This is a genomic window from Streptomyces sp. NPDC007084, from assembly GCF_040703595.1.
Classification (GTDB): domain Bacteria; phylum Actinomycetota; class Actinomycetes; order Streptomycetales; family Streptomycetaceae; genus Streptomyces.
The window spans coordinates 301,398-326,828 of the sequence record NZ_JBEYFY010000002.1 but is presented as its reverse complement, the minus strand read 5'-3'; the positions used below and the strand labels follow the sequence as shown (position 1 = coordinate 326,828).

The 25,431-nt window shown below is 73.0% G+C and carries 18 protein-coding genes; 8 read left to right on the top strand and 10 right to left on the bottom strand.

Translation table 11 applies throughout. From position 1 onward, the window contains the following. Positions 1 to 103: 103 nt before the first annotated feature. Together AB0912_RS03315 and AB0912_RS03310 are read right to left on the bottom strand one after the other, a co-directional pair. The gene (locus tag AB0912_RS03315) at positions 104 to 3,832 is read right to left on the bottom strand and encodes an ABC transporter ATP-binding protein (RefSeq protein ID WP_366696200.1); all 3,729 of its coding nucleotides are present in this window, start codon (positions 3,830 to 3,832) and stop codon (positions 104 to 106) included. Between the two features lie 169 nt (positions 3,833 to 4,001). Next, the gene (locus AB0912_RS03310) at positions 4,002 to 4,925 is read right to left on the bottom strand and encodes a serine hydrolase (protein ID WP_366696198.1); all 924 of its coding nucleotides are present in this window, start codon (positions 4,923 to 4,925) and stop codon (positions 4,002 to 4,004) included. Between the two features lie 416 nt (positions 4,926 to 5,341). Between AB0912_RS03310 and AB0912_RS03305 the strand changes: the two genes are divergently transcribed. Continuing rightward, positions 5,342 to 6,145: an endonuclease gene (locus tag AB0912_RS03305; protein WP_366696196.1), complete on the top strand. Its 804-nt coding sequence runs from the start codon at positions 5,342 to 5,344 to the stop codon at positions 6,143 to 6,145. A gap of 262 nt (positions 6,146 to 6,407) precedes the next feature. Further along, positions 6,408 to 7,895 (top strand): FG-GAP and VCBS repeat-containing protein, encoded by a 1,488-nt coding sequence (locus tag AB0912_RS03300; RefSeq protein ID WP_366696194.1) that lies wholly within the window; start codon positions 6,408 to 6,410, stop codon positions 7,893 to 7,895. A 157-nt stretch (positions 7,896 to 8,052) separates the two neighbouring features. Here AB0912_RS03300 and AB0912_RS03295 read toward each other — a convergent pair whose 3' ends face one another. The 3 genes from AB0912_RS03295 to AB0912_RS03285 form a co-directional block, all read right to left on the bottom strand. After that, the gene (locus tag AB0912_RS03295; protein WP_366696192.1) at positions 8,053 to 9,738 is read right to left on the bottom strand and encodes a thiamine pyrophosphate-binding protein; all 1,686 of its coding nucleotides are present in this window, start codon (positions 9,736 to 9,738) and stop codon (positions 8,053 to 8,055) included. Continuing rightward, positions 9,735 to 10,715, bottom strand: coding sequence for an agmatinase (speB, locus tag AB0912_RS03290; protein ID WP_366696190.1), 981 nt, complete (start codon positions 10,713 to 10,715; stop codon positions 9,735 to 9,737). The genes AB0912_RS03295 and speB overlap by 4 nt, the downstream gene beginning before the upstream one ends. A 93-nt stretch (positions 10,716 to 10,808) precedes the next feature. Continuing rightward, a complete protein-coding gene (locus AB0912_RS03285) occupies positions 10,809 to 12,272 on the bottom strand; it encodes a sodium:solute symporter (RefSeq protein ID WP_366696188.1) in 1,464 nt (487 codons plus the stop codon). Positions 12,273 to 12,452: 180 nt separating this feature from the next. Here AB0912_RS03285 and AB0912_RS03280 point away from each other — a divergent pair, with 180 nt between their 5' ends. After that, a complete protein-coding gene (locus tag AB0912_RS03280; RefSeq protein ID WP_366696186.1) occupies positions 12,453 to 14,204 on the top strand; it encodes a helix-turn-helix domain-containing protein in 1,752 nt (583 codons plus the stop codon). An 86-nt stretch (positions 14,205 to 14,290) separates the two neighbouring features. Here the strand turns inward: AB0912_RS03280 and AB0912_RS03275 are convergent, their stop codons facing one another. Continuing rightward, positions 14,291 to 14,632: a DUF5713 family protein gene (locus AB0912_RS03275; RefSeq protein WP_366696184.1), complete on the bottom strand. Its 342-nt coding sequence runs from the start codon at positions 14,630 to 14,632 to the stop codon at positions 14,291 to 14,293. A gap of 201 nt (positions 14,633 to 14,833) precedes the next feature. On the opposite strand from AB0912_RS03275, the gene AB0912_RS03270 reads away from it, so the two are divergent. Continuing rightward, a complete protein-coding gene (locus AB0912_RS03270; protein ID WP_366696182.1) occupies positions 14,834 to 15,622 on the top strand; it encodes a phosphatase in 789 nt (262 codons plus the stop codon). A 106-nt stretch (positions 15,623 to 15,728) separates the two neighbouring features. On the opposite strand, the gene AB0912_RS03265 is transcribed toward AB0912_RS03270, so the two are convergent. From AB0912_RS03265 to AB0912_RS03250, 4 genes are all read right to left on the bottom strand, one after another. Beyond that, a complete protein-coding gene (locus AB0912_RS03265) occupies positions 15,729 to 16,715 on the bottom strand; it encodes a cation diffusion facilitator family transporter (protein ID WP_366696180.1) in 987 nt (328 codons plus the stop codon). Between the two features lie 24 nt (positions 16,716 to 16,739). Continuing rightward, positions 16,740 to 17,621, bottom strand: a complete 882-nt coding sequence (locus AB0912_RS03260; RefSeq protein WP_366696178.1) for an acyl-CoA thioesterase II — start codon at positions 17,619 to 17,621, stop codon at positions 16,740 to 16,742. A 34-nt stretch (positions 17,622 to 17,655) separates the two neighbouring features. Then, positions 17,656 to 18,813, bottom strand: coding sequence for an acyl-CoA dehydrogenase family protein (locus AB0912_RS03255; protein ID WP_366696175.1), 1,158 nt, complete (start codon positions 18,811 to 18,813; stop codon positions 17,656 to 17,658). Positions 18,814 to 18,992: 179 nt separating this feature from the next. Continuing rightward, complete coding sequence (locus AB0912_RS03250) at positions 18,993 to 19,595, bottom strand: TetR/AcrR family transcriptional regulator (protein ID WP_366696173.1); 603 nt, start codon at positions 19,593 to 19,595, stop codon at positions 18,993 to 18,995. 96 nt (positions 19,596 to 19,691) lie between these two features. Between AB0912_RS03250 and AB0912_RS03245 the strand changes: the two genes are divergently transcribed. From AB0912_RS03245 to AB0912_RS03230, 4 genes are read left to right on the top strand one after another with little or no spacing between them, the layout of a single operon-like run. Then, the gene (locus AB0912_RS03245; RefSeq protein ID WP_366696171.1) at positions 19,692 to 21,308 is read left to right on the top strand and encodes a carboxyl transferase domain-containing protein; all 1,617 of its coding nucleotides are present in this window, start codon (positions 19,692 to 19,694) and stop codon (positions 21,306 to 21,308) included. A gap of 8 nt (positions 21,309 to 21,316) precedes the next feature. Further along, positions 21,317 to 23,251, top strand: a complete 1,935-nt coding sequence (locus tag AB0912_RS03240; protein ID WP_366696169.1) for an acetyl-CoA carboxylase biotin carboxylase subunit — start codon at positions 21,317 to 21,319, stop codon at positions 23,249 to 23,251. Then, positions 23,248 to 24,207, top strand: coding sequence for a hydroxymethylglutaryl-CoA lyase (locus AB0912_RS03235; RefSeq protein WP_366696167.1), 960 nt, complete (start codon positions 23,248 to 23,250; stop codon positions 24,205 to 24,207). The genes AB0912_RS03240 and AB0912_RS03235 overlap by 4 nt, the downstream gene beginning before the upstream one ends. 11 nt (positions 24,208 to 24,218) lie before the next feature. Beyond that, a complete protein-coding gene (locus tag AB0912_RS03230; RefSeq protein ID WP_366696283.1) occupies positions 24,219 to 25,379 on the top strand; it encodes an acyl-CoA dehydrogenase family protein in 1,161 nt (386 codons plus the stop codon). Positions 25,380 to 25,431 lie beyond the last annotated feature (52 nt).

The window sequence follows — 25,431 nt, the reverse complement described above, 5'->3', positions numbered from 1 at the left end:
AGCCATCAGCGTACGGATGTACGGACGCCGAACGTACGTCGGACGGTTGCGTGCGGCGGGGAGGGCTCCCGTCGCCGGGCCGCCGCGCCGCAAGATCCGCGGCTCAGGCGGTGGAGCCGACCGGCTCCTCCGGCTCCGGGTCGCCGACGAAGGTCCGCCACAGCGCGGCGTACCGGCCGCCGCGCCGCAGCAGCTCCTCGTGGGTGCCGTCCTCGGCGACCCGGCCGTGGTCCATCACCACGACCCGGTCGGCGCGGGCGGCGGTGGTCAGCCGGTGGGCGACGACCAGCGTCGTACGGCGGCCCGCGAGCCGGTCGGTGGCCTGGTTGACCAGGGCCTCGGAGGCGAGGTCGAGCGCGGCGGTCGCCTCGTCGAGGAGCAGCACGTCCGGGTCGACCAGCTCGGCGCGGGCCAGCGCGATGAGCTGGCGCTGTCCGGCGGAGAGGTTGCGTCCGCGCTCGGCGACCTCGTGGAGGTAGCCGCCGTCCAGCGTGGCGATCATGTCGTGGGCGCCGACCGCGCGGGCGGCGGCCTCCACCTCGGCGTCGGTGGCGTCGGGGCGGCCGTAGGCGATGGCGTCGCGGACGGTGCCCTGGAAGAGGTAGGCCTCCTGGGGGACGACGCCGAGCCGGTGCCGGTAGGAGGTGAGGTCGAGGGCGCGCAGGTCCGTGCCGTCGACGGTGACCCGTCCGCCGGTCGGGTCGTAGAAGCGGGCGACGAGCTTGACCAGGGTCGACTTGCCCGCGCCGGTCTCGCCGACGAAGGCGACCGTCTGGCCGGCCGGGATGCGCAGCGACACCCCGCTGAGCGCCTCCTCGGCCTCGCCTGCGGGCCCGTAGGCGAAGTCGACGTCCTCGAAGGCGATCTCGCCGCGCAGCGAGAGCACCTCCAGGGGCTCGTCGGCGGTCTTGGTGGAGGTCGGCTCCTGGAGGAGTTCCTGGATGCGGCCCAGCGAGACGGTGGCCTGCTGGTAGCCGTCGAAGACCTGCGAGAGCTGCTGCACGGGCGCGAAGAACAGGTCGATGTAGAGCAGGTAGGCGACCAGGGCGCCGGTGGAGAGGGTGCCGCCGTCGATCCGGTGGGCGCCCACGATCAGCACCGCCGCCGCGGCGGCGGAGGACAGGAACTGGACGAAGGGGAAGTAGACGGAGATCAGCCACTGGCCGCGGATGCGGGCGGCGCGGTAGCGGTCGCTGCCCTCGGTGAACCGCGCCCCGCTCGCGCTCTCGCGGCGGAACGCCTGGAGGATGCGCAGCCCGGAGACCGACTCCTGGAGTTCGGCGTTGACGACCGAGACGCGTTCGCGGGCCAGTTCGTACGCCCTGACGCTCGCGCGGCGGAAGAAGAAGGTGGCGATGACCAGGGGCGGGAGGGTCACGAAGACGACCAGGGCGAGCTGCACGTCGATGACCAGCAGGGCGACCATGATGCCGAAGAAGGTGACGACGGAGACGAAGGCGGTGACCAGGCCGGTCTGCAGGAACGAGGACAGGGCGTCGACGTCGGTCGTCATCCGGGTCATGATCCGGCCGGTCAGCTCGCGCTCGTAGTAGTCGAGTCCGAGGCGCTGGAGCTGGGCGAAGATCTTCAGGCGCAGGGTGTACAGGACGCGCTCGCCGGTGCGGCCGGTCATCCGGGTCTCGCCGATCTGCGCCGCCCACTGGACGAGCACGGTGACCAGGCCGAGCGCGGCGGCGGCCCAGACCGCGCCGAGCGCGAGCCGGTTGACGCCCTCGTCGATGCCGTGCCGGATCAGGACGGGCAGCAGCAGGGTCATCACCGCGTCGACGGCGACCAGCGCGAGGCTGACCAGCAGCGGGGTGCGGAAGCCGCGCAGCAGTCTGCGCAGTCCGTAGGAGTCCTCGGCGCGGACCGCGCGGGCCTCGTCCACGTCCGGCAGGTCGGTGGCCGGGGGCAGCGCCTCGACCTGGGCGAGCAGGCCGGGGGTGGCGGGCATCCCGTCGAGGGCGGTGTCGCGGGGTTCGCGGTCGCCGGTCCACAGGTGCGGGGTCACCCCGCGCTCGGCGTCGAACTCGGCGTCCAGCTCGTCCCGTACGGAGGTGTCCTCGCGGGGTGCGGCCGGCCGGGCGTGGCCCGGGGAGACGCCGCCGAGTTCGTCCGGGTCGGTGAGCAGCCGCCGGTAGAGCGGCGAGCGGGCCTGGAGTTCCTCGTGGGTGCCGATGTCGGCGAGCCGGCCGCCGTCGAGGACGGCGATGCGGTCGGCGAGGTTCAGGGTGGAGCGGCGGTGCGCGATGAGCAGGGTGGTGCGGCCCTCCATGACGTGCTTGAGGGCCTCGTGGATCTCGTGCTCGACGCGGGCGTCCACGGCGGAGGTGGCGTCGTCCAGGACGAGCAGCCGGGGGTCGGTGAGGATGGCGCGGGCGAGGGCGACGCGCTGGCGCTGGCCGCCGGAGAGGGTGAGGCCGTGCTCGCCGACCTTGGTGTCGTAGCCGGCGGGCAGGTCCGCGATGAAGCGGTGGGCCTGGGCGGCGCGGGCGGCGGTCTCGATCTCGTCCTGGGTGGCGTCGGGGCGGCCGTAGGCGATGTTCGCGCGGACGGTGTCGGAGAAGAGGAAGGAGTCCTCGGGGACCAGGCCGATCGCGGCGCGCAGCGACTCGGTGGTCAGCTCGCGGACGTCGTGGCCGCCGACGAGGACGGCGCCGTGGGTCACGTCGTAGAAGCGGGGCATCAGCAGCGAGACCGTCGACTTGCCGGAGCCGGAGGTGCCGACCACGGCCAGGGTCTCGCCGGCCCGGAGTTCGAAGCTGAGCCCGTCGAGGACGGGGCGGCCCTCCTCGTAGCCGAAGGACACGTCGTCGAACTCGACGGTGGCGGGGGCGTCGGCGGGGAGTTCCTTGGTGCCGTCCTTGATCGAGGGCCGGGTGTCGATGAGTTCGAGGACGCGCTCGGCGCCCGCGCGGGCCTGCTGGCCCACGGTGAGGACGACGGCGAGCATCCGCACCGGTCCGACGAGCTGCGCGAGATAGGTGGAGAAGGCGACGAAGGTGCCGAGGGTGATCTGGCCGCGCACCGCGAGCCAGCCGCCGAGCGCGAGCATCGCGACCTGGCCGAGCGCGGGCACGGCCTGGAGGGCGGGGGTGTACTTGGCGTTCAGCCGGATCGTGCGCAGCCGGCCCGCGAAGAGCCGCCGGCCGACCTCGCGCAGCTTTCCGGTCTCCTGCTCCTCCTGGCCGAAGCCCTTGACCACGCGGACGCCGCTGACGGCGCCGTCGACCACGCCCGCCACGGCGGCGGCCTGCGCCTGCGCGTACCAGGTGGCCGGGTGCAGCCGGGTGCGGCTGCGCTTGGCGACGAACCACAGGGCCGGGGCGACGGCCAGCGCGACCAGGGTCAGCGGCAGCGAGAGCGAGGCCATGATGCCGAGGGAGATCAGGAAGAGCAGGACGTTCCCGATGGTCATCGGGAGCATGAAGAGCAGGCCCTGGATGAGCTGGAGGTCGCTGGTGGCGCGGCCGACGACCTGGCCGGTGGACAGCTCGTCCTGGCGCCGCCCGTCCAGCCTGGTGATCGTCCGGTACATGTCGGTCCGCAGGTCGTGCTGGACGTCGAGCGCGAGCCGGCCGCCGTAGTAGCGGCGCACGAAGGCGAGCACGTAGACGAGGACGGCGGCGCCGACCAGGGCGCCCGCCCAGGGGGCCATGCCGCGGCTGTGGTCGCCGATCACGTCGTCGATGATCACCTTGGTGACCAGCGGGACCAGCGCCATCAGGCCCATGCCGGCCAGGGACGAGCCGAGTGCGAGCACCACGTCCTTCGGGTACCGCCACGCGTACCCGGCGAGCCGCCGCGCCCATCCCCGTTCCGTCGCCACGCCGATACCTTCCGTCGATCCCAGTCCGCCGGAGGCACCAACACCGGGCGAAGCGGATTTCATCCCTCCGCAACAATCGTCGCGACAGGCGCCCGCCCGCCCGGCGCGGAGGCCGGACGGGCGGGACGAGGAGCGGCAGACGGAGCGCTACCGGGTGGCGGGTGCCCGGTCAGCGGGCGGGGACCGCCGGGAAGGCCTCGCGGGGTGCCGACGTCGGCGTGTACCGCTGGGCACTGGCGGTGACCGGGACCAGGTCCTTGTGGATGGCCCGGGCGACCGCCTGGATGGTGGCGACGCCGTAGTCCATGGTGCTGTTGCCCTGGGTGAGCACCGAGATCGTGTAGTCGTGGCCGCCGCCGTCGAAGGTGCCGACGCTGTGCACCCGCCAGCCGTTGGTGGCGCGGGAGAGCCAGCCGTTCTTGACGTGCACGGCGACCGACGAGGGAGCCCCGGCCGGGGTGCCCCAGCGCTGCGAGGACACGACCTTGCCCATGAGCTTGAGGATGTAGGCGCGCGAGTTGTCGCTCAGCACCGCGTTCTTGGCGGTGAGCAGGGCGAGCAGCTTCTGTTCGTCGCGGGCGGTGATCTGGGTGAGGCCCCAGTAGCCGTCGGCGCCCGGCTTGGTGCCGGTCATCGCGGCGGCGGCGAGGAAGCCCTTGACCTTGGTCACGCCGAGCTGCTTCCACAGGGCGGTCGTCGCGTCGTTGTCCGACTTGGTGATCATCGCGGTGGCGAGCGTCGACTCGCGGGAGGTCAGATACCGGTTCGTCTTCTTGGCGTCCCAGAGCAGCGTGGCGAGGACGGTCACCTTCACGACGCTGGCCGAGTCGAAGGCGGACGTGCTCCGCAGTGTGCAGGTGGTCTTGGTGTTCCGGTCGGCGAGACCGACCGCGACGGTGCCCTTGCGGCCGGCGAGCGCCGCCGTGATGTCCTTCTGCAGCTTGGCGGCCAGGCCCGCCTTGCCCGAGGTGCAGGCCACGGCGGGCGCCGGGGCCGCGGCGGCGGGTGCCGCGGCGACCGCGAGCGGCACGATCACCCCGGCGCCGAGGCTCGCTGCGAGCACCCGGGCACCCCGGGATATGCGGTGCGTCATGAAGGCTTCCCATCCCCTTGAACCGATACGGACGCGCCCCCGGCACGTCCGCCCCAGATGACTCGCCGGGGCGTACGAAAGTTGTACGGGCGTTCCAACGGGCGGCCGGCGTACCCGGGGTCGCCCGGGCCGTCTTCCGGCAACGGGCGCGGAGCCGACGGCGCCAGGCGGGGCCAGGCGGGGCCAGGGGGTCGAGTCCCGGGCGGGACGACCGGGTTGCCGAACACCGCCGAGGTGAGCGCCCGGCGCCCAACGCCCTGAAGACAGGCCCGAGTTGCCGAACTCCGTTGCGGCGAAAGCGCGTTGGCCGGATCCCGACACGGAACCGACACCTCACCTTAACCCCACGAACCTCATGTCCATGTCACGCTCCCGGTTATCCGCTCCATTCCACCCGCGTAGAACGGACACCCCACATGCCCGCCACGCACCTACGGCGCTGGAAGACCCTGGCGCTGACGACGTCCGCGGTACTCGTCGGACTCACCCTGCCGGCCGTGACCGCGTCCCCCGCGAGCGCGACGAACACCTCGTACGACAGCACGTACTACAAGAACGCGGTCGGCAAGACCGGTGCGAGTCTCAAGTCCTCGCTGCACACCATCATCAGCAGCCAGAGCAAGATCTCGTACTCCGCGGTCTGGAACGCGCTGAAGGTCACCGACCAGGACCCGAACAACAGCAACAACGTGATCCTGCTGTACAGCGGTGTCTCCCGGAGCAAGTCGCTCAACGGCGGTGACGTGGGCGACTGGAACCGCGAGCACACCTGGGCCAAGTCGCACGGCGACTTCGGCGAGGTGACCGGTCCCGGCACCGACCTGCACCATCTGCGCCCGGCGGACGTCCAGGTCAACGGCGTGCGCGGCAACCTGGACTTCGACAACGGCGGCAGCGCGGTGGCCAACGGCGGCGGCAGCCGGGTCGACTCCGACTCCTTCGAGCCGCGCGACGCGGACAAGGGCGACGTGGCCCGCATGATCCTCTACATGGCGGTGCGCTACGACGGCGGCGACGGGTTCGCCGACCTGGAGCCCGACGAGAAGGTGAACAACGGCAGCGCCCCGTACATCGGCAAGCTGTCGGTGCTCAAGCAGTGGAACAAGCAGGACCCGCCGAGCGCCTTCGAGGAGAAGCGCAACCAGGTCATCTACGACACCTACCAGCACAACCGCAACCCGTTCATCGACCACCCGGAGTGGGTGGACGCGATCTGGTAGCGGCGCGCCCGCCCCGGCGCTCACCCGGGCGCCCACCCCGGCGCTCGCCGGAGCCGCGGTGACCAACGGGCCCCGCCGGTCCGCGTAGTCGCCTGAACTCATTCGGTGATCACATGAGTTCAGGCGGCTCACCGGTCCCGCTGTCACCGAACGGTGACACACGCATGGCCTCAGGGTGTACAACCAGTGACGCCCGGCCCGAGTCGCACTTTGTGGACGCGTCAGACCACCGCGCCCGGAAGACGACGAAAGGCAGCACCTGATGTCCCGAGCACGACGCCGCGCCCCCTCCACGCGGCTGACCGCGCCGCTGGCCGCCGCCGCCCTGCTGGCCGGGGGAGCCGGCGCCTGGGCCCTCACCGGCGCCACCGCGCAGGCGGCCACCGGCCGTGCCGCCGTCCAGGACGACTTCAACAAGGACGGCTACGCCGACCTGGTCGTAGCGGCCCCGGACGCGACCGTGTCGGGCAAGGCCAAGGCCGGTTATGTGGCGGTCGTGTACGGCTCCGCGAACGGCCTGTCCGCCGCGAAGAAGCAGCTCGTCAGCCGCTCCACCACCGGCGTGCCCGGCTCCGCCACCGCCGGCCAGCGCTTCGGCGCCACCTTCACCAAAGGCGATGTCGACAAGGACGGTTACACCGACCTGGTGATCGCCGGCGGCACGGCGGGCTCGGTCGTCCTGTGGGGCTCCCCCTCGGGCCTCACCGGCGGCACGGCCATCGCCAAGTACGGCGCCGCCCCGCAGGCCGGCGACTTCGACGGCGACGGCACCACCGACCTCGCCCTGTTCTCCGCGCAGTCCGTCGGCGGCGACGACCCGGAGGGCGCCCCGGCCACCGTGTGGAAGGGTCCCCTCTCCCGCGCCGGCAAGCCGGCCGCCGTCCTCGACATCCTCGACAAGTCCCAGTGGTGGGGCTACGACGCGGACGACGCGTCCTGCGCCACCCACGGCGGCTGCGTCGAGGGTGCCGCCTCGATCACCGGCCCGGTGGTCTCCGGCCAGACGGGTGACGTCAACGGCGACGGCCGCGACGACATCGTGCAGTGGTACTACACGGGTGACGGCACCTGGGGCAACCGCCTGCTGTACGGCAGCCGGACGGGCTTCAAGCGCGCCGACGCCCCCGGTGACGGAGTGAACCAGACCCCGTCGGGCACCGGTGTCGGCGACGTGAACGGCGACGGCTTCGCCGATGTCGTCGTGGGCGCCGACGGCTGGAGCTCCAAGGTGCGGATCGCCTTCGGCTCCGCCGCCGGACTCACCTCCCCCGCGCAGACCTTCGACCAGGACCTGCCCGGCTTCCCCGGCGTCCAGGAGAAGGGCGACGAACTCGGCTCGGCCGTCTCGGTCGCCGACGTCACGGGCGACGGCTACGCGGACATCGCGCTCGGCATCGCGGGCGAGGACGTCGGAAAGGTCGCCAACGCGGGCTCGGTCGCCCTGGTGCACGGCGGCCCCTCCGGTGTCACCGGCGCGGGCACCCAGGTCTTCCACCAGGACACCGCCGGGGTTCCCGGTGTCGCCGAGAGCGGCGACCGGTTCGGCGTGGCCACCGCGCTGCTGGACGTGGACGGCAACGGCCGCCGCGACCTCGCCGCGTCCTCCACCGCCGAGAACGCCTCGGCCGGCGCGGTCTGGGTGCTGCGCGGCACCAAGACCGGTCTGACCACCACGTCCGCCCTCGCGTTCGGCCCGAAGACCATCGGGGCGCCGGCCGCGAAGGCGCACTTCGGCGCGTACCTGCGCTGACCCGCGACGCGTAACACCGCGCCGCACCGCGTCACACCGCACCCGCATCACACAGCACCGCACCGCACCCGCGTCACACCGCACACGGAGGAGCGCCGGGGAGTGTCACGCACGCTCCCCGGCGCTCCTCCGTCTCCGGCGGCCCGGCGGCTCCCGGTCAGCCCAGGTGGGTCGGCGCGAACATCCGCAGTACGGCGGGCAGCACGACCACCGAGGGGCCGGGGGCGGCCAGTGCCTTGGCGAGGTCCGCCTCCAGCGTCCCGGGGCTGGTGAGCGTGCCCGGCACGCCGAACGACTCGGCGAGGGCCACGTAGTCCGGACGGGACAGCTCGGTCGCGGTCGCCTCCCCGAACGCGTCCGTCATGTACTCGCGGAGGATGCCGTAGCCGCCGTCGTCGACGATGAGCCAGGTGACGGGCAGGCCGTACTGCTTCGCCGTCGCCAGCTCGGCGATGGAGTACAGCGCCCCGCCGTCGCCGGAGACCGCGAGGACCGGGCGGGAGGGGTCGGCCACCGCCGCGCCGAGCGCCGCCGGGAAGCCGTAGCCGAGGCCGCCCGCGCCCTGGGCGGAGTGCATGGTGTTGGCGCCGCGCGGGTCGAAGGCCGACCAGGCCCAGTAGGCCAGGATCGTCATGTCCCAGAAGGACGGCGAGCCGGCCGGCAGGGCGCCGCGCACGGCCGCCAGCACGTCCTGTTCCAGGGTGAGCCGCTGGCCCGCGATACGGTCCGCGACCCGGGCGAGCACCGAGGTCACCCGGTCCGCGGCCGTCGGATCGGGGCGTTCCTCCACCGTCTCCAGGAGGGCGGAGAGCGCGAGGCGGGCGTCCGCGTGGATGCCGAGCGCGGGATGGTTGGACTCCAGCTTGCCGAGGTCGGCCTCAATCTGGATCACCCGGCCGCGGGGCTTGAACGTGTGGTAGTTCGAGGAGAGTTCACCGAGCCCCGACCCCACCACCAGCAGGACGTCGGCGTCCTCCAGGAAGTCGGTGGTGTGCCGGTCCTCCAGCCAGGACTGGAGGGACAGCGGGTGCTCCCAGGGGAAGGCGCCCTTGCCGCCGAAGGTGGTGACGACCGGCGCGTTCAGCCTCTCGGCGAGCAGGCGCAGCTTGCCGGAGGCGTCGGCGCGGACGACACCGCCGCCGGCGATGATCGCGGGGCGGGCCGCCGAGGACAGCAAGTGGGCGGCCAGGGCGGTGAGTTCGGGGCGCGGGACGACGTCCTCGGGGGTCGCGTCCATGGCGGTGACCACCGGCAGGGAGGTCTCGGCGAGGAGGACGTCCTGCGGGATCTCCACCCACACCGGACCGTGCGGGGCGGTCAGCGCCGACTCCCAGGCCGCGGCGATCGCGGAGGGGATCTGCGAGGGCGTACGGACGGTGTGGACCGACTTGACCACGCCCCGGAACGAGGCCTGCTGGTCGGGGAGTTCGTGCAGATAGCCGTGGCGTCCGCCGCCCAGGCCCGCCGTGGGGACCTGGCTGCTGATGGCGAGGACCGGCGCGGAGGCGGCCCGTGCCTCCTGGAGGGCGGCCAGCGAGGTCAGCGCGCCGGGGCCGGTGGAGAGCAGCAGCGGCGCGGCCTCGCCGGTGACCCGGCCGTAGGCGTCCGCGGCGAACCCGGCGTTGTTCTCGACGCGCAGTCCGACGTACTGGAGGGAGGAGCGGCGCAGGGCGTCGAACATGCCGAGCGCGTGCTGTCCGGGCAGCCCGAAGACGGTCGTCGCGCCGAGCCCGGAGAGGGTCTCCACGACCAGGTCTCCGCCGTTGCGGCCGGGGGGAGGGTTGAGCGCGGCCTCCGTCTGGGCCGCCGACGGACGGAGTACCAGGTCGTGGTCGTGGGTCACTTGGTCCGGGCCTCCGCGATCTGGCGGGACATGATGGTGGTCAGCTCGTAGGCGGTGTGGGACGCGGCCACCGCGGTGATCTCGGCGTGGTCGTAGGCCGGGGCGACCTCGACGACGTCGGCGGAGACCAGGTTGCAGGAGGCGAGGCCGCGCAGGATCTCCAGGAGTTCGCGGGAGGTCATGCCGCCCGCCTCGGGGGTGCCGGTGCCGGGCGCGTGCGCCGGGTCGAGGCAGTCGATGTCGATGGAGATGTAGAGCGGGCGGTTACCGATGCGCCGGCGGAGCTGGTCGGCGACCTCGTCGGCGCCGCGCCGGTAGACGTCCGCCGAGGTGACGATGCCGAAGCCCATCTTCTCGTCGTCGGTGAGGTCCTGCTTGCCGTACAGCGGGCCGCGCGTGCCGACGTGCGAGAGGGCCTCGGTGTCGAGGATGCCCTCTTCGACGGCGCGGCGGAACGGGGTGCCGTGGGTGTACTCGGCGCCGAAGTAGGTGTCCCAGGTGTCGAGGTGCGCGTCGAAGTGGAGCAGCGCGACCGGGCCGTGCTTCTTGGCCACCGAGCGCAGCAGGGGCAGCGCGATGGTGTGGTCGCCGCCGAGGGTCATCAGCCGGGCGCCGGTGCCGAGCAGTTCGTCGGCGGCGGCCTCGACCGTCTCGACGGCCTCGTTGATGTTGAACGGGTTCGCCGCGATGTCACCCGCGTCGGCGACCTGCGCGAGGGCGAACGGCGAGGCGTCCTGGGCCGGGTTGTAGGGGCGCAGCAGCCGGGACGCCTCGCGGATGGCGTTGCCGCCGAAGCGGGCGCCGGGCCGGTACGAGACGCCGGAGTCGAACGGCACGCCGACCACGGCGACGTCGGCGGTGCCGACCTCGTCGAGGCGGGGCAGCCGGGCGAAGGTCGCGGGGCCGGCGTACCGCGGGACGCGGGACGAGTCGACGGGGCCGCGCGGGGTCTCGTTGCTCGGCGTCTCGTTGCTCATGGGGTGATGCCTTCTTTCCTACGCTTCGTCGCGTATGCACAACTCGGCACGGTTTCGTGCGCGAATGTACGACTAAGTACAACTAGTACGACTCTACTGGTGAACCGGGACCGGCTCGGACAAGGGTTCGGCGCCACGGCCGGCCAGCCGCTCCCGCCAGACGGCCAGCACCGCGGGGTCGGTCGCGGGCGTGGCCAGCGAGACGATCACGTAGGCGGCCAGCGAGAGGAGCAGCCCGTAGTAGACGGGCTCGTTGGCCAGGATGCCGTACCCGGCCATCAGGCCGATGACGGCGAGCCCGCCGACGGCCACCGAGGCGAGCGCGCCCTGCGCCGTGCCGCGCTTCCACAGCAGTCCGCCGAGGATCGGCACGAGCAGTCCGGCGACCAGCAGGTTGTAGGCCACGGTCAGCGCCTCGACGACGTTGTTGAGCGCGATCGCCGTACCGATCGCCGCGACGCCCATGATCAGGATGAAGACGCGGTTGCCCCTGACCTCGTCCCGCTCGGCGCCGCTCTCCTGGGTGACGGCGCCGCGCAGCCGCGACCAGATGTCGTTGTTGGCGACGGTGGCGCAGGCGATGAGGGCGCCGGAGGAGGTGGACATCACGGCGGCGAGCGCCGCGGCGAGCACCAGGCCGCGCACGCCGACGGGGAGTTCGTCCTTGACGATGGTCGCGAAGGCCGTGTCGGCGCTCGGCAGCTTCGGGTACATGACCTTGGCCGCGGTGCCGATGACGGCTCCGGCGACGGCGTAGACCAGGCAGTAGGTGCCGGCGACGGTGCCGCCCCAGCGGGCCGTGGTGTCGCTGCGCGCGGTGAACACGCGCTGCCAGATGTCCTGCCCGATCAGCATGCCGAACGTATAGATCAGCACGTAGGTGAAGATCGTCTCGCCGCCGATGCCCAGCGGGTCGAAGTACGTGGTGGGCAGCTTGGCCCTCATCTCGCCGAACCCGCCGGCCTTGACGACGGCGATGGGCAGCAGCAGGAGCAGCACGCCGATGGTCTTGACGACGAACTGCACCATGTCGGTGAGGGTGATCGACCACATGCCGCCGAGCGTCGAGTAGGCGACGACGATCGAGCCGCCGAGGACGATCGCGAGCGTGCGGTTCATGTCGAAGAGGACGTCGAAGATCGTGGCGTACGCGATGGTCGAGGTGACCGCCAGCATCAGGGTGTACGCCCACATGACGACACCGGAGATGACACCGGCCCGGCCGCCGTAGCGCAGGTCGAGCATCTCGGAGACGGTGTAGACCTTCAGGCGGGCGATGCGGGCGGAGAAGAACACGCTGAGCGCCAGCAGGCCGAGGCCGATGGTGAAGACCATCCAGGCGCCGGAGAGCCCGTACTGGTAGCCGAGGCCGACGCCGCCGATGGTGGACGCGCCGCCGAGGACGATCGCGGCCATGGTGCCCGAGTACATCGCGGGTCCCAGGCGCCGCCCGGCGACCAGGAACTCGCTCTTGGAGCGGGCGCGGCGCATGCCCCACCAGCCCATGGCCAGCATGCCGGCCAGATAGACGACGATCACTGTGTAGTCGACGGCCATGGGTCTCCTCCGGGCGCTCGGTGGCGTGTCGTGCGGTGGTGTGGAGAGCCGGCGACTGATCGCGGGGACATCCGCCCGTACCCGCGGCCGCCGGTCGCAACGACACTAGGTGGCCGGAAAGCGACTGCGAAGTGTACGTTTCATCCATTCCAGCCGAGTGGGATGGAGGAACCGTCCATCATGCCGGACCCGCAGTCACCGCCGGCCCCTTCCGCCTCCCCGGCCCCGGCCGCCCCCGCCGTACCGCCGACGCCTCCGGTGCCGCTCTCGGCGCTGCTCGCCCGCGAGGACCTGGGCCTGCGGCAGCTCGCCGGTCCCGCCGCCGGCTCGGGCACCGTGATCCGCTGGGCGCACACCTCGGAGATGGCCGACCCCTATCCCTACCTGCTGGGCGGCGAGCTGCTGCTGACGGCGGGGGTGCACGTCCCCGAGACGGCTGACTCGGCGGGGGCAGCGGACGCGGCAGGTGCGGCGGAGGCGGCGGGTGCGGCGGAGGCGGCGGGTGCGGGTGAGGCGGCGGGTGCGGCGGGTGCCGGGGGCCTGCGGGAGCACTTCGACGCCTACGTGTCCCGGATCGTCGCGGCTGGCGGCGCGGCCCTCGGCTTCGGACTGGCGCCAGTGCACGACCGGGTACCGCCCGCGCTGGTCGCGGCCTGCGCGGCCCACGGGCTGCCGCTGCTGGAGGTGCCGCCCCGGACGACGTTCTCCGGGGTGGCCCGCGCGGTGTGGCAGCTCATGGCGCAGGCCCGGCTGGCGGAACTGCGCCGGGTGACCGAGGCACAGCAGAGCCTCGCCGCGGCGGCGGCCCGCCCCGACCCGGTCCCGGCGGTACTCCGCCAGCTCGCCCACCGCCTCGGCGGGCTCGCGGTGCTGTACGGCCCCGAGGGCACGGAACTCGCCCGCTCGGGCGGGGTCCCGGACCTCGCCCGCTCGGGCGGGGTCCCGGGCACCGCCGACACCGCCCCGACCGGGGCCGCCTCCGCGACCGGCTCGCCGGGCCCGCCCCGCCCCGGCGGTTCCGGCGACGCGCGTCCCACCGTGACACCCCCCGAGGCCGCCCTCACCGGTCTGGCCGGGGTCGTCCGGCCGGCGGAGGCAGCGGGGGCCCCTTCCCCCAGGCCCTCCTCCGCCACCGACACCGTCGGCGGGGTGCACCTCGCCGCGTACGCGCTCGGCAGCGGGCAGGGCTTCGTGCTCGGGGTCGCCGCGCCGCGCCGCGACCCCGGGGACCACACGATCGCCTCCGTCGCCTCCGTGCTGCTCTCCCTGCTCACCGGGGAGCACCAGAGCGGCACCGGCGCGGCCCGGTCGGCGGCGCTGGTGCGGCTGCTGCTCGGGGCCGCGCCCGAGACGGTGGCGCCGCTCCTCGGCGGTGAGCGGTGGATGGTCGTGCACGCGCGGCGCACCGGCGAGGGTGCCGCCCCGGACGCCGTCACCGCCGCCGCGCTGGGCGCCGCCCTCGGCTCGGCGCTGGTCGACGTGGACGGTGACGTGGTCCGCGTCCTCGTCCCCGGGGACCGCGAGCCCGCCGAGCAGCCGGGCTGGACCTGCGGGGTGAGCGCGCCGGCCGGCCCGGACGCCTGGGCCGCCGCCGACACCCAGGCGGCCCGCGCACTGGCCCGCGCCCGCGCGACCCGCACCGCGCTGGTCCGGCACGGGCACCGGCCCGCGCTCGCCGATCTCCTCCCGGCGGGCGACGCCGAGGCGCACGCCCGCGCCCTGCTCGCCCCGGTCGCCGGGACGCCCGCGCTGACCGAGACCCTGCGCACCTGGCTCTCCCTGCACGGCAGTTGGGACCGGACGGCGGTGGCCCTCTCCGTCCACCGCAACACCGTGCGCCAACGCATCGCCCGCTGCTCGGTGTTGCTGGAAGCGGACCTCGACGACCCGGACGTACGCATGGAGTTGTGGTTCGCGCTCAGGTCGGGATGAGCCGCGGCCCACCGCCCCGGCGACCGGCGCCCCGCCCGCCGACGCCGGCCCGGTCCTCTGCCACGCGGCACCCGAGGAGTTCCACCTCACCAGTCCCGCGGCGCGATCAGCTCCTCCACGTCCGCCGTGCCGAACCCGTAGGCCGAGGCCACGAACCAGAAGTCCTCGGCTATCTCCTCGCGGGCGACCGTCTCGATCTCGCTGCCCGCCTCCTCGAAGGCGTCCTGAAGCGCGTTGAACTCCTCGGTCGCCGCGTGGGTGAGCGCGTAGAGCGCGGCGAGGTCGGCCGGGCGCTCCGCCTCGATCCGCTCGCACAGGCCGAGCAGGATGGCCCGGCCGCGGTCGACCACGTGATCCGGGTAGTACCCGTCGCGGTACAGCCCGCGCAGGAACGCGTGCTCCCCCACCTGAACATTGACGACTGCCATCGCTTCCCCCGCTCCCCGGACGCCCCCGGACGTCCCTCGGACGTCTCCCGGCGTTCCCCGACCCGTGGGAGAGATCCTGCACCACGCCACTGACAACGGGCCCCGCCCGGCGCCCCGCCGGCCCGCACGCCCGAGTGACGCGCGTCCCAGCGAACGGGACGGCCGCGCTCCGCGCCGGGCCCCACCGGCACAATGGGAGGTATGCCGATACCCGGGACTCCCAGCCGCGCCGAACTTGTCGACCATCTCGTGAAGACCCGTATCGCGGGCGATGTCGCCACCCCCCGCGAGAACAACCTCTCCCACTACCGCAAGCTGGCCAACGGCGAGCGCAACTGGTGGCTCGGCCTGGAGCTAGGCGACCGCTGGACCGACGAGCAGGACGTGCTCGCGGTGATGGCGGAGCGGGTCGGTGTGAACGACGACCCGGAGCACCGGTACGGGCAGGACACCATCGACCCCGAGCTGACCGTGGACAGCCTCGACCGGCTCGCGGCCCGGCTGCGCAAGGCGGCCGAGGGCGGACAGCGGGTGCTGTTCGCGACCGGTCACCCGGGCGGGCTCCTGGACGTGCACCGGGCCACGGCCGCCGCGCTGCGCGCCGCGGGCTGCGAGATCGTGGTGATCCCGGAGGGGCTCCGGACGGACGAGGGCTACGTCGTGCAGTTCGCGGACGTGGCCATGCTGGAGCACGGCGCCACGCTGTGGCACACGCACTCCGGTGAGCCGATGCGGGCGATCCTCGACGGTCTGGAGCGGGAGGGGCGCCCGCTGCCCGACCTGGTCGTGGCCGACCACGGCTGGGCCGGCCGGGCGGGCCAGCAGGGCGTGGACTCCGTCGGCTACGCGGACTGCAACGACCCGGCCCTGTTCCTCGCGGAGGCGGAGGGCACCGTCCAGGTCGTGGTCCCCCTCGACGACCACGTCGTCAGCCCCCGGCACTACGACCCGATGACGGCGTACCTGCTGAAGGAAGCGGGCCTGGCGTAACGCCCGGCGGGCTTGGCGTAACGTCCGGCGGGCCTGGCGTAACGCCCGGCGGGCGCCCGGCACGCGCGCGTGCCGACGGCTCTCCGGTACCGGGCCGGGAGGCCGCTCACGGCCAGGGGTTCAGCCCCTCCGCCCGGCGCTGGGCGTACCCCGGCGTCGGGTCCAGATACACCCGGAGCACCGAGGGGAACTCCGCCCTGAGCCGGTCCTCGGCCTGTTCGCAGGCCCATTCGATCTGGGCGGCCGTCGACACGTCCCGGAAGTCGACCTTGGCGGCGACCAGTGCCTCGCGCGGCCCCTGGACGAGCGTGGTCAGCTCCAGTACGGCCTCGATGTGCTCGACGGCCAGCAGTTCCGCCCGGATCCGCTCCCGGGTCGCCTTGGGCAGCGGCCGTCCGATGAGCAGTTCGGCGTTGGACCGGCCGAGCACCCAGGCGACGTAGAGCAGCAGCACGCCGATGAGCAGCGAGGCGACGCCGTCCCAGACGCCGGAGCCGGTGAGCCGGCCGCCCAGCAGGCCGCCCGCGGCGAACACCAGACCGATCAGTGCCGCCGAGTCCTCCAGGACGACGGCCTTCACGGCGGTGTCGGGGGTGTGCCGCAGGTAGTGCCGGAAGGTGGTGCCGACGCGGGCGGCCTCGCCGCCGGCCTGCCGCAGTCCCGTCCGCAGTGAGTAGCCCTCCAGCAGGAAGGCGACGCCGAGCACGATGTACGAGACGAGCGGGTTGCCGAGTTCCTCGCCCGCGACCAGCGTGTGGATGCCGTCGTAGAGGGAGAAGACGGCGCCGCCGACGAAGGTGGCGACGGCGGCCAGCAGCGCCCAGATGTAGCGCTCGGGGCCGTAGCCCAGGGGGTGTTCCTCGTCGGCGGGTTTCTCGCTGCGTTTGAGGGCGGTGAGCAGCAGGAGTTCCGTGACGGTGTCGGCGACGGAGTGGGCGGCCTCCGACAGCATCGCGCTGGACCCGCTGATGACGCCGGCGACCGCCTTGGCGAGGGCGATCCCGAGGTTGGCGACGGCGGCGACGATCACCGTGGCGACGCTCTCGCCCCCGCCGTCCGGCTCCGCCGTTTCGTCCCGTGCTGCTTCAGTCATGCCCCAGTCTTACCGCCGGACGGGCTACCGGGGGACGCGGACCACGCCTTCCTGGATGACCGAGATGGCGAGGCGGCCGTCCCGCGTGTAGATGCGGGCCTGGCCGAGTCCCCGGCCGCCGGACGCGGAGGGTGACTCCTGGTCGTACAGCAGCCATTCGTCGGCGCGGAACGGGCGGTGGAACCACATGGCGTGGTCCAGGGAGGCCCCGACGACGTCCCCGGTGACCCAGCCGCCGCGCCCGTGCGCGAGGAGGATCGAGTCGAGGAGGGTCATGTCGGAGACGTAGGTGGCGAGGACGACGTGCAGCAGCGGCCGGTCCACGGCGCCGTCGAGCTTGCCGTTGGTGCGGAACCACACCTGGGAGCGCGGTTCGCGGGCCTCGCCGACGGTGGCGTACGGCGGCGGGTCGACATAGCGCAGGTCGACGGACTCGCGGGTCTCCAGGAGGCGTTCGAGGACGTCGGAGCCGGAGAAGCGGTCGGCGTACCGGGGCAGCAGTTCGGCGGCCGTGGGCAGGGTCTCGGGGTCGGGGGCGGGCGGCATCGCCGCCTGGTGCTCCAGGCCCTCCTCGTACGTCTGGAAGGACGCGGAGAGGTGGAAGATCGGCTGTCCGTGCTGGACGGCGACCACCCGGCGGGTGGTGAAGGACCGGCCGTCACGGATGCGGTCGACGGTGTAGACGATGGGGGCGCCCGGGTCGCCCGCCCGCAGGAAGTAGGCGTGCAGGGAGTGGGCGGGGCGGTCGTCGGGGACCGTGCGCCCGGCGGCGACCAGTGCCTGCGCCGCCACCTGCCCGCCGAAGACGCGGGGGACGACGGCCGAACGGGACCGGCCGCGGAAGATGTCCTCCTCGATCCGCTCCAGGTCGAGCAGATCGAGGAGGGACTGAAGTGCCTCGCTCATGGGGCAGTTGTACCGTGCAGTCGTTTCGCGGTCCTTACAGGCCCATGTTCTTCGCGATGATCGACTTCATGATCTCGCTGGTGCCGCCGTAGATGCGGTTGACCCGGTTGTCCGCGTACAGGCGGGCGATCGGGTACTCGTTCATGAAGCCGTAGCCGCCGTGGAGCTGGAGGCAGCGGTCGATCACGCGGTGCGCGACCTCGGTGCAGAACAGCTTGGCGCTGGCGGCCTCGGCGGGGGTCAGCTCGCCCGCGTCGAGGGCCTCCAGGGCGCGGTCGGCGACGGCCTCGGCGGCGTCCACCTCGGCCTGGCAGGCGGCCAGCTCGAACTTGGTGTTCTGGAAGGAGGCGACGGGCTTGCCGAAGACGGTGCGGTCCTGGACGTACTCCTTGGCGAACCGGACGGCGGCCTTGGCCTGCGCGTAGGCGCCGAAGGCGATGCCCCAGCGCTCGGAGGCGAGGTTGTGGCCGAGGTAGTAGAAGCCCTTGTTCTCCTCGCCGAGGAGGTCCTCGACGGGCACCTTGACGTCGACGAACGCCAGCTCGGCGGTGTCGGAGGTGCGCAGGCCGAGCTTGTCGAGCTTGCGGCCGATGGAGTAGCCCTCGGACTTGGTGTCCACGGCGAACAGCGAGATGCCGAAGCGGCGGTCCTCGGCGGTGGGCGCGGAGGTGCGGGCGCAGACGATCACGCGGTCGGCGTGCACGCCGCCGGTGATGAAGGTCTTGGAGCCGTTGAGGACGTAGTGCGTGCCGTCCTCGGAGAGCTTGGCGGTGGTCTTCATGCCCGCGAGGTCGGAGCCGGTGCCCGGCTCGGTCATCGCGAGGGCCCACATCTCCTCGCCGGTGACGAACTTCGGCAGGAAGCGCTTCTTCTGCTCGTCGGTGGCGAGCATCTTGATGTAGGGCAGGCCGAGCAGCACGTGCACGCCCGAGCCGCCGAACTGGACACCTGCGCGGGCGGTCTCCTCGTACATCACGGCTTCGAACTTGTACGAGTCGATGCCGGCGCCGCCGAACTCCTCGTCCACCCGGATGCCGAAGACGCCCAGCTCGGCGAGCTTGAGGTAGAAGTCGCGCGGCGCCTGGCCGGCGGCGAACCAGTCGTCGTAGACCGGGACGACCTCGGCCTCGATGAAGGCGCGCAGGGTCTCCCGGAACGCCTCGTGGTCCTCGTTGAACACAGTACGGCGCACCGCCGCCACCTCCGCCTGGATACCTGGGTCATGTCTAAGCGCTTGCTCAGATACCAGGTTACCCGCCGGTCACGACACCCGTCCAGGGGCCACCGCCCGAGACGCTCGTCACGCGCGGGGGATCACCGCGCGGACCCCGCAAGGCCCGCGCCGGAGGCCGTCACCGGAAGGGGTGATCGTCAGGCGCCGGGGTCCTGCGCCGCCGCCCCGAAGGCGCCCCGGGCCATCCGGTGCAGCAGTCGCGCCGTCACCGCGCGGCCCGGCAGCGCGCCGGGGCGGCCGAGGTGCGGGGTGGAGTTCAGCAGGCCGAAGACGGAGTGCACGGCCGAGCGGGCGGCGGGCTCGGCCAGCGCCGGGTACACCTCGCGGACCACCTCGACCCACAGCTCGACGTACTGCCGCTGGAGCTGGCGCACCAGCTTGCGGTCGCTGTCCCGCAGGCGGTCCAGCTCGCGGTCGTGCAGGGTGATCAGGGGGCGGTCGTCGAGCGCGAAGTCGATGTGTCCCTCGATCAGCGAGTCGAGGAGCGCCTCCGCGCTCCCGTCCGCCTCGGCCACCCGGCGCCTGCCCCCCGTGAGGAGCTGGCCGCTGATCCCCACCAGCAGTTCGGCGAGCATCGCGTCCTTGCCGGCGAAGTGCCGGTAGAGCCCGGGGCCGCTGATGCCGACCGCCGCCCCTATCTCGTCCACGCCCACCCCGTGGAAGCCGCGCTCGGCGAAGAGGCGGGCCGCCTCCTTGAGGATCTGCTCGCGGCGGGTGGGGGCGTTGGTTCTCGTGGCCATGGAAGTGATTCTAGACAGGGAGGTTAGCGGTCGTTAACCTGAAGGAAATGCGTTAACGCTCATTAACTGGTCGACCACTGGTGAGGGGACCGCAGGATGCACGAGGCACCGGAGCTGACGAGCGCGGCCGATCCCGCGTCGGAGGCCTGGCGGGCCAACGAGGCGGCGCACCGCGCGCTGGGCGAGGAGCTGCGCGGCAAGCTGGCCGCGGCCCGGCTCGGCGGCGGCGAGAAGGCGCGCGCCCGGCACACCGCGCGCGGCAAGCTGCTGCCCCGCGACCGCGTGGACACCCTCCTCGACCCCGGCTCGCCGTTCCTGGAGCTGGCGCCGCTGGCCGCCGACGGGATGTACGAGGGGGCGGCCCCGGCCGCCGGCGTCGTCGCGGGGATCGGCCGGGTCAGCGGCCGGGAGTGCGTGATCGTCGCCAACGACGCCACGGTCAAGGGCGGCACGTACTACCCGATGACCGTCAAGAAGCATCTGCGCGCCCAGGAGGTCGCGCTGGAGAACCGCCTGCCCTGCATCTACCTCGTGGACTCGGGGGGCGCCTTCCTGCCGATGCAGGACGAGGTGTTCCCCGACCGGGACCACTTCGGGCGGATCTTCTACAACCAGGCGCGGATGTCCGGCGCGGGCATCCCGCAGATCGCCGCCGTCCTCGGCTCCTGTACGGCCGGCGGGGCGTATGTCCCGGCGATGAGCGACGAGGCGGTGATCGTGCGCGGCCAGGGCACGATCTTCCTCGGCGGCCCGCCCCTGGTGAAGGCCGCCACCGGCGAGGTCGTCACGGCCGAGGAGCTGGGCGGCGGCGAGGTGCACGCGCGCGTGTCGGGCGTCACCGACCACCTCGCGGAGGACGACGCGCACGCGCTGCGCATCGTCCGGACCATCGCGGCCACCCTGCCCGCCCGCGGGGAGCTGCCCTGGTCCGTGGAGCAGCCGGTCGAGCCCAAGGTGGACCCCGCCGGGCTGTACGGCGCGGTGCCGGTCGACTCCCGCACCCCCTACGACGTACGCGAGGTCATCGCGCGCGTGGTCGACGGTTCCCGCTTCGCCGAGTTCAAGGCCGAGTTCGGGCAGACCCTGGTCACCGGCTTCGCCCGCGTCCACGGCCACCCGGTCGGCATCGTCGCGAACAACGGCATCCTCTTCTCCGAGTCCGCCCAGAAGGGCGCCCACTTCATCGAGCTGTGCGACCAGCGCGGCATCCCGCTGGTGTTCCTGCAGAACATCTCGGGCTTCATGGTCGGCCGTCAGTACGAGGCGGGCGGCATCGCCAAGCACGGCGCCAAGATGGTGACGGCCGTCGCCTGCACACGCGTGCCGAAGCTGACCGTGGTGATCGGCGGCTCCTACGGCGCGGGCAACTACTCGATGTGCGGCCGGGCCTATTCACCGCGCTTCCTGTGGATGTGGCCCGGCGCGAAGATCTCCGTGATGGGCGGCGAGCAGGCGGCCTCGGTCCTCGCGACGGTCAAGCGCGACCAGTCGGAGAGCCGCGGCGAGTCCTGGCCGGCCGCCGACGAGGAGGCCTTCAAGGCGCCGATCCGTCAGCAGTACGAGCGGCAGGGGAACGCCTACTACGCGACGGCCCGGCTCTGGGACGACGGCGTGATCGACCCGATGGAGACCCGGCAGGTCCTCGGACTCGCCCTGACCGCCTGTGCCAACGCGCCCCTGGGTGACCCCCAGTTCGGCGTCTTCCGGATGTGAGGGGACCCATGTTCGACACGGTGCTTGTGGCCAACCGGGGCGAGATCGCCGTCCGCGTCATCCGCACGCTGCGCGCGCTCGGCGTGCGCTCGGTGGCCGTCTTCTCGGACGCCGACGCGGACGCCCGGCACGTCCGGGAGGCCGACACGGCGGTACGGATCGGGCCGGCGCCCGCCGCCGAGAGCTATCTGTCGGCGGAGCGGCTGCTGGAGGCGGCGGCCCGCACCGGCGCCCAGGCCGTCCACCCGGGATACGGCTTCCTCGCCGAGAACGCCGCCTTCGCGCGGGCCTGCGCGGACGCCGGACTCGTCTTCATCGGCCCCTCCCCCGAGGCGATCTCCCTGATGGGCGACAAGATCCGCGCCAAGGAGACGGTGAAGAAGGCCGGGGTCCCGGTCGTCCCCGGCTCCTCGGGCAGCGGTCTCACGGACGACGAACTGATCGGGGCCGCCCGCGAGATCGGCGTGCCGGTGCTGCTGAAGCCGAGCGCGGGCGGCGGCGGCAAGGGCATGCGCCTGGTCCGCGACGCCGGACTCCTCGCCGACGAGATCGCCGCCGCCCGGCGTGAGGCGCGCGCCTCCTTCGGCGACGACACCCTCCTGGTCGAGCGCTGGGTGGACCGCCCCCGGCACATCGAGATCCAGGTCCTCGCGGACGGGCACGGGCACGTGGTGCACCTGGGCGAGCGCGAGTGCTCGCTCCAGCGCCGCCACCAGAAGATCATCGAGGAGGCGCCCAGCGTGTTCCTCGCCCCCGCCACCCGGGCCGCGATGGGCGAGGCGGCCGTCCAGGCGGCCCGCTCCTGCGGCTACCGCGGGGCGGGCACGGTCGAGTTCATCGTCCCGGGCGGCGACCCGTCCTCGTACTACTTCATGGAGATGAACACCCGTCTCCAGGTCGAGCACCCGGTCACCGAGCTGGTCACCGGTCTCGACCTCGTGGAGTGGCAGCTCCGGGTCGCCGCCGGGGAGCCCCTCCCCTACGCGCAGGACGACATCACCCTCACCGGGCACGCCGTGGAGGCCCGGATCTGCGCCGAGGACCCCGCGCGCGGTTTCCTCCCCTCCGGGGGGACGGTGCTCGCCCTGCGCGAGCCCCAGGGCGACGGGGTGCGCACCGACTCGGGCCTCTCGGAGGGCACCGAGGTGGGCAGCCTGTACGACCCGATGCTCTCCAAGGTCATCGCCTACGGCCCCGACCGGCCGACCGCGCTGCGCCGGCTGCGGGCCGCCCTCGCCGACACGGTCACCCTCGGCGTGCAGACCAACGCGGGCTTCCTGCGCCGGCTGCTGGCCCACCCGGACGTGGTGGCCGGCGACCTGGACACCGGGCTGGTCGAGCGCGAGGCGGCCGGGCTGGTCCCGGACGGGGTGCCGGAGGAGGTGTACGAGGCGGCGGTGGCCGTCCGGCTCGCCGGGCTGGCCCCGGCGGGGGACGGCTGGACCGACCCGTTCTCGGTGCCGAGCGGCTGGCGGCTGGGCGGCACCGCGCGGCCGGTCACCTTCCCGCTGCGCGTCCTCGACCCCGTGGAGCACACCCCGCGCGGCACGCACACGGTCACCGAGGACAAGGTCGCGGTCACCCTCGACGGGGTGCGCCACACCTTCCACCGCGCCGCCGACTGGCTCGGCCGCGACGGCGACGCCTGGCACGTCCGCGACCACGACCCGGTGGCCGCCTCGCTCACCGGCGCCGCGCACGCGGGCGCCGACTCGCTGACCGCCCCGATGCCGGGCACGGTGACCGTCGTGAAGGTCGCCGTGGGCGACGAGGTGGCCGCCGGTCAGAGCCTGCTGGTGGTGGAGGCGATGAAGATGGAGCACGTCATCTCCGCGCCGCACGCCGGCACGGTCAGCGAGCTGGACGTCACACCGGGCACCACGGTCGCCATGGACCAGGTCCTCGCGGTCGTCACCCCGGCCGAGGAGGCGAAGACGGCATGACCACGTCCGAACTGGGCCTGCCGATGGCCGTCCCCGCCCCGGACCTGCCCGCCCGGGTGCGGATCTACGAGGTCGGCGCGCGCGACGGCCTGCAGAACGAGAAGGCGACCGTGCCGACCGAGGTCAAGGCGGAGTTCATCCGCCGCCTCGCCGACGCGGGGCTGACCACCATCGAGGCGACCAGCTTCGTGCACCCCAAGTGGGTGCCCCAACTGGCCGACGCGGAAAGGCTCTTCCCGCAGATCTCCGGACTCCCGGTCGCCCTCCCGGTCCTGGTGCCGAACGAACGCGGGCTGGACCGCGCCCTCGCGCTCGGCGCCCGGCAGGTGGCCGTGTTCGCCAGCGCCACGGAGTCCTTCGCCAAGGCCAACCTGAACCGGACGGTGGACGAGGCGCTCGCCATGTTCGAGCCGGTGGTGCGCCGCGCGAAGGACGCCGGGCTCACGGTCCGCGCCTATGTCTCGATGTGCTTCGGCGACCCGTGGGAGGGCCCGGTCCCGGTCGGCCAGGTCGTCCGGGTGTGCTCGGCGCTGATGGACATGGGCGCCGACGAGCTGAGCCTCGGCGACACGATCGGCGTGGCCACCCCCGGCCATGTCCGGTCCCTGCTCACGGAGTTGAACACGGCGGGCGTGCCGACCGGCGCGATCGGCGTGCACTTCCACGACACCTACGGCCAGGCCCTCTCCAACACCCTGGCCGCCCTCCAGCACGGCGTCGCCACCGTCGACGCCTCCGCGGGCGGCCTCGGCGGCTGCCCGTACGCGAAGTCCGCGACCGGCAACCTCGCCACCGAGGACCTCGTGTGGATGCTCCAGGGCCTCGGTGTCGACACCGGGGTCGATCTCGGCCGCCTCACCGCCACCAGCGTGTGGATGGCCGGACAACTGGGCCGACCCAGCCCGTCCCGCACCGTCAAAGCGCTCGGTAACACGACTCAGTCCGACCAGGAGTGAACCCCATGCCGCTGGACCACCGCCTCTCCCCCGAACTCGAAGAACTCCGCCGCACGGTCGAGGAGTTCGCGCACGACGTCGTCGCCCCGAAGATCGGCGACTTCTACGAGCGGCACGAGTTCCCCTACGAGATCGTGCGGGAGATGGGCCGCATGGGCCTGTTCGGGCTGCCCTTCCCGGAGGAGTACGGCGGTATGGGCGGCGACTATCTCGCCCTCGGCGTCGCCCTGGAGGAGCTGGCCCGGGTCGATTCGTCCGTGGCCATCACCCTGGAGGCGGGCGTCTCCCTCGGCGCCATGCCGGTCCATCTCTTCGGCACCCCGGAGCAGAAGGCCGAGTGGCTGCCCCGGCTCTGTTCCGGCGAGATCCTCGGCGCGTTCGGCCTGACCGAGCCGGACGGCGGCTCGGACGCGGGCGCGACCCGCACCACCGCGCGCCTCGACCCCGACACCGACGAATGGGTCATCAACGGCGGCAAGTGCTTCATCACCAACTCGGGCACGGACATCACCGGCCTGGTGACGGTCACCGCGGTCACCGGCCGCAAGCCCGACGGCAAGCCGCGGATCTCCGCGATCATCGTCCCCTCGGGCACCCCGGGCTTCACGGTCGCGGCCCCCTACTCGAAGGTCGGCTGGAACGCCTCGGACACCCGTGAGCTGTCCTTCGCCGACGTACGGGTCCCGGCGGCGAACCTGCTGGGCGAGGAGGGCCGTGGCTACGCCCAGTTCCTGCGCATCCTGGACGAGGGCCGCATCGCCATCGCCGCGCTCGCCACCGGCCTCGCGCAGGGCTGCGTGGACGAGTCGGTGCGCTACGCGAAGGAGCGGCACGCGTTCGGGCGGCCGATCGGCGCCAACCAGGCGATCCAGTTCAAGATCGCCGACATGGAGATGAAGGCGCACATGGCCCGCGTCGGCTGGCGCGACGCCGCGTCCCGGCTGGTGGCGGGCGAGCCCTTCAAGAAGGAGGCGGCGATCGCCAAGCTCTACTCGTCCACGATCGCCGTCGACAACGCCCGGGACGCCACCCAGGTGCACGGCGGCTACGGCTTCATGAACGAGTACCCGGTGGCCCGGATGTGGCGCGACTCCAAGATCCTGGAGATCGGCGAGGGCACCAGCGAGGTCCAGCGGATGCTGATCGCCCGCGAGTTGGGGCTCACGGGCTGATCCGCCGGGAGGCTCGGGAGGTCTGCGACACGGGCGGTCCGTGAGGTTCCGC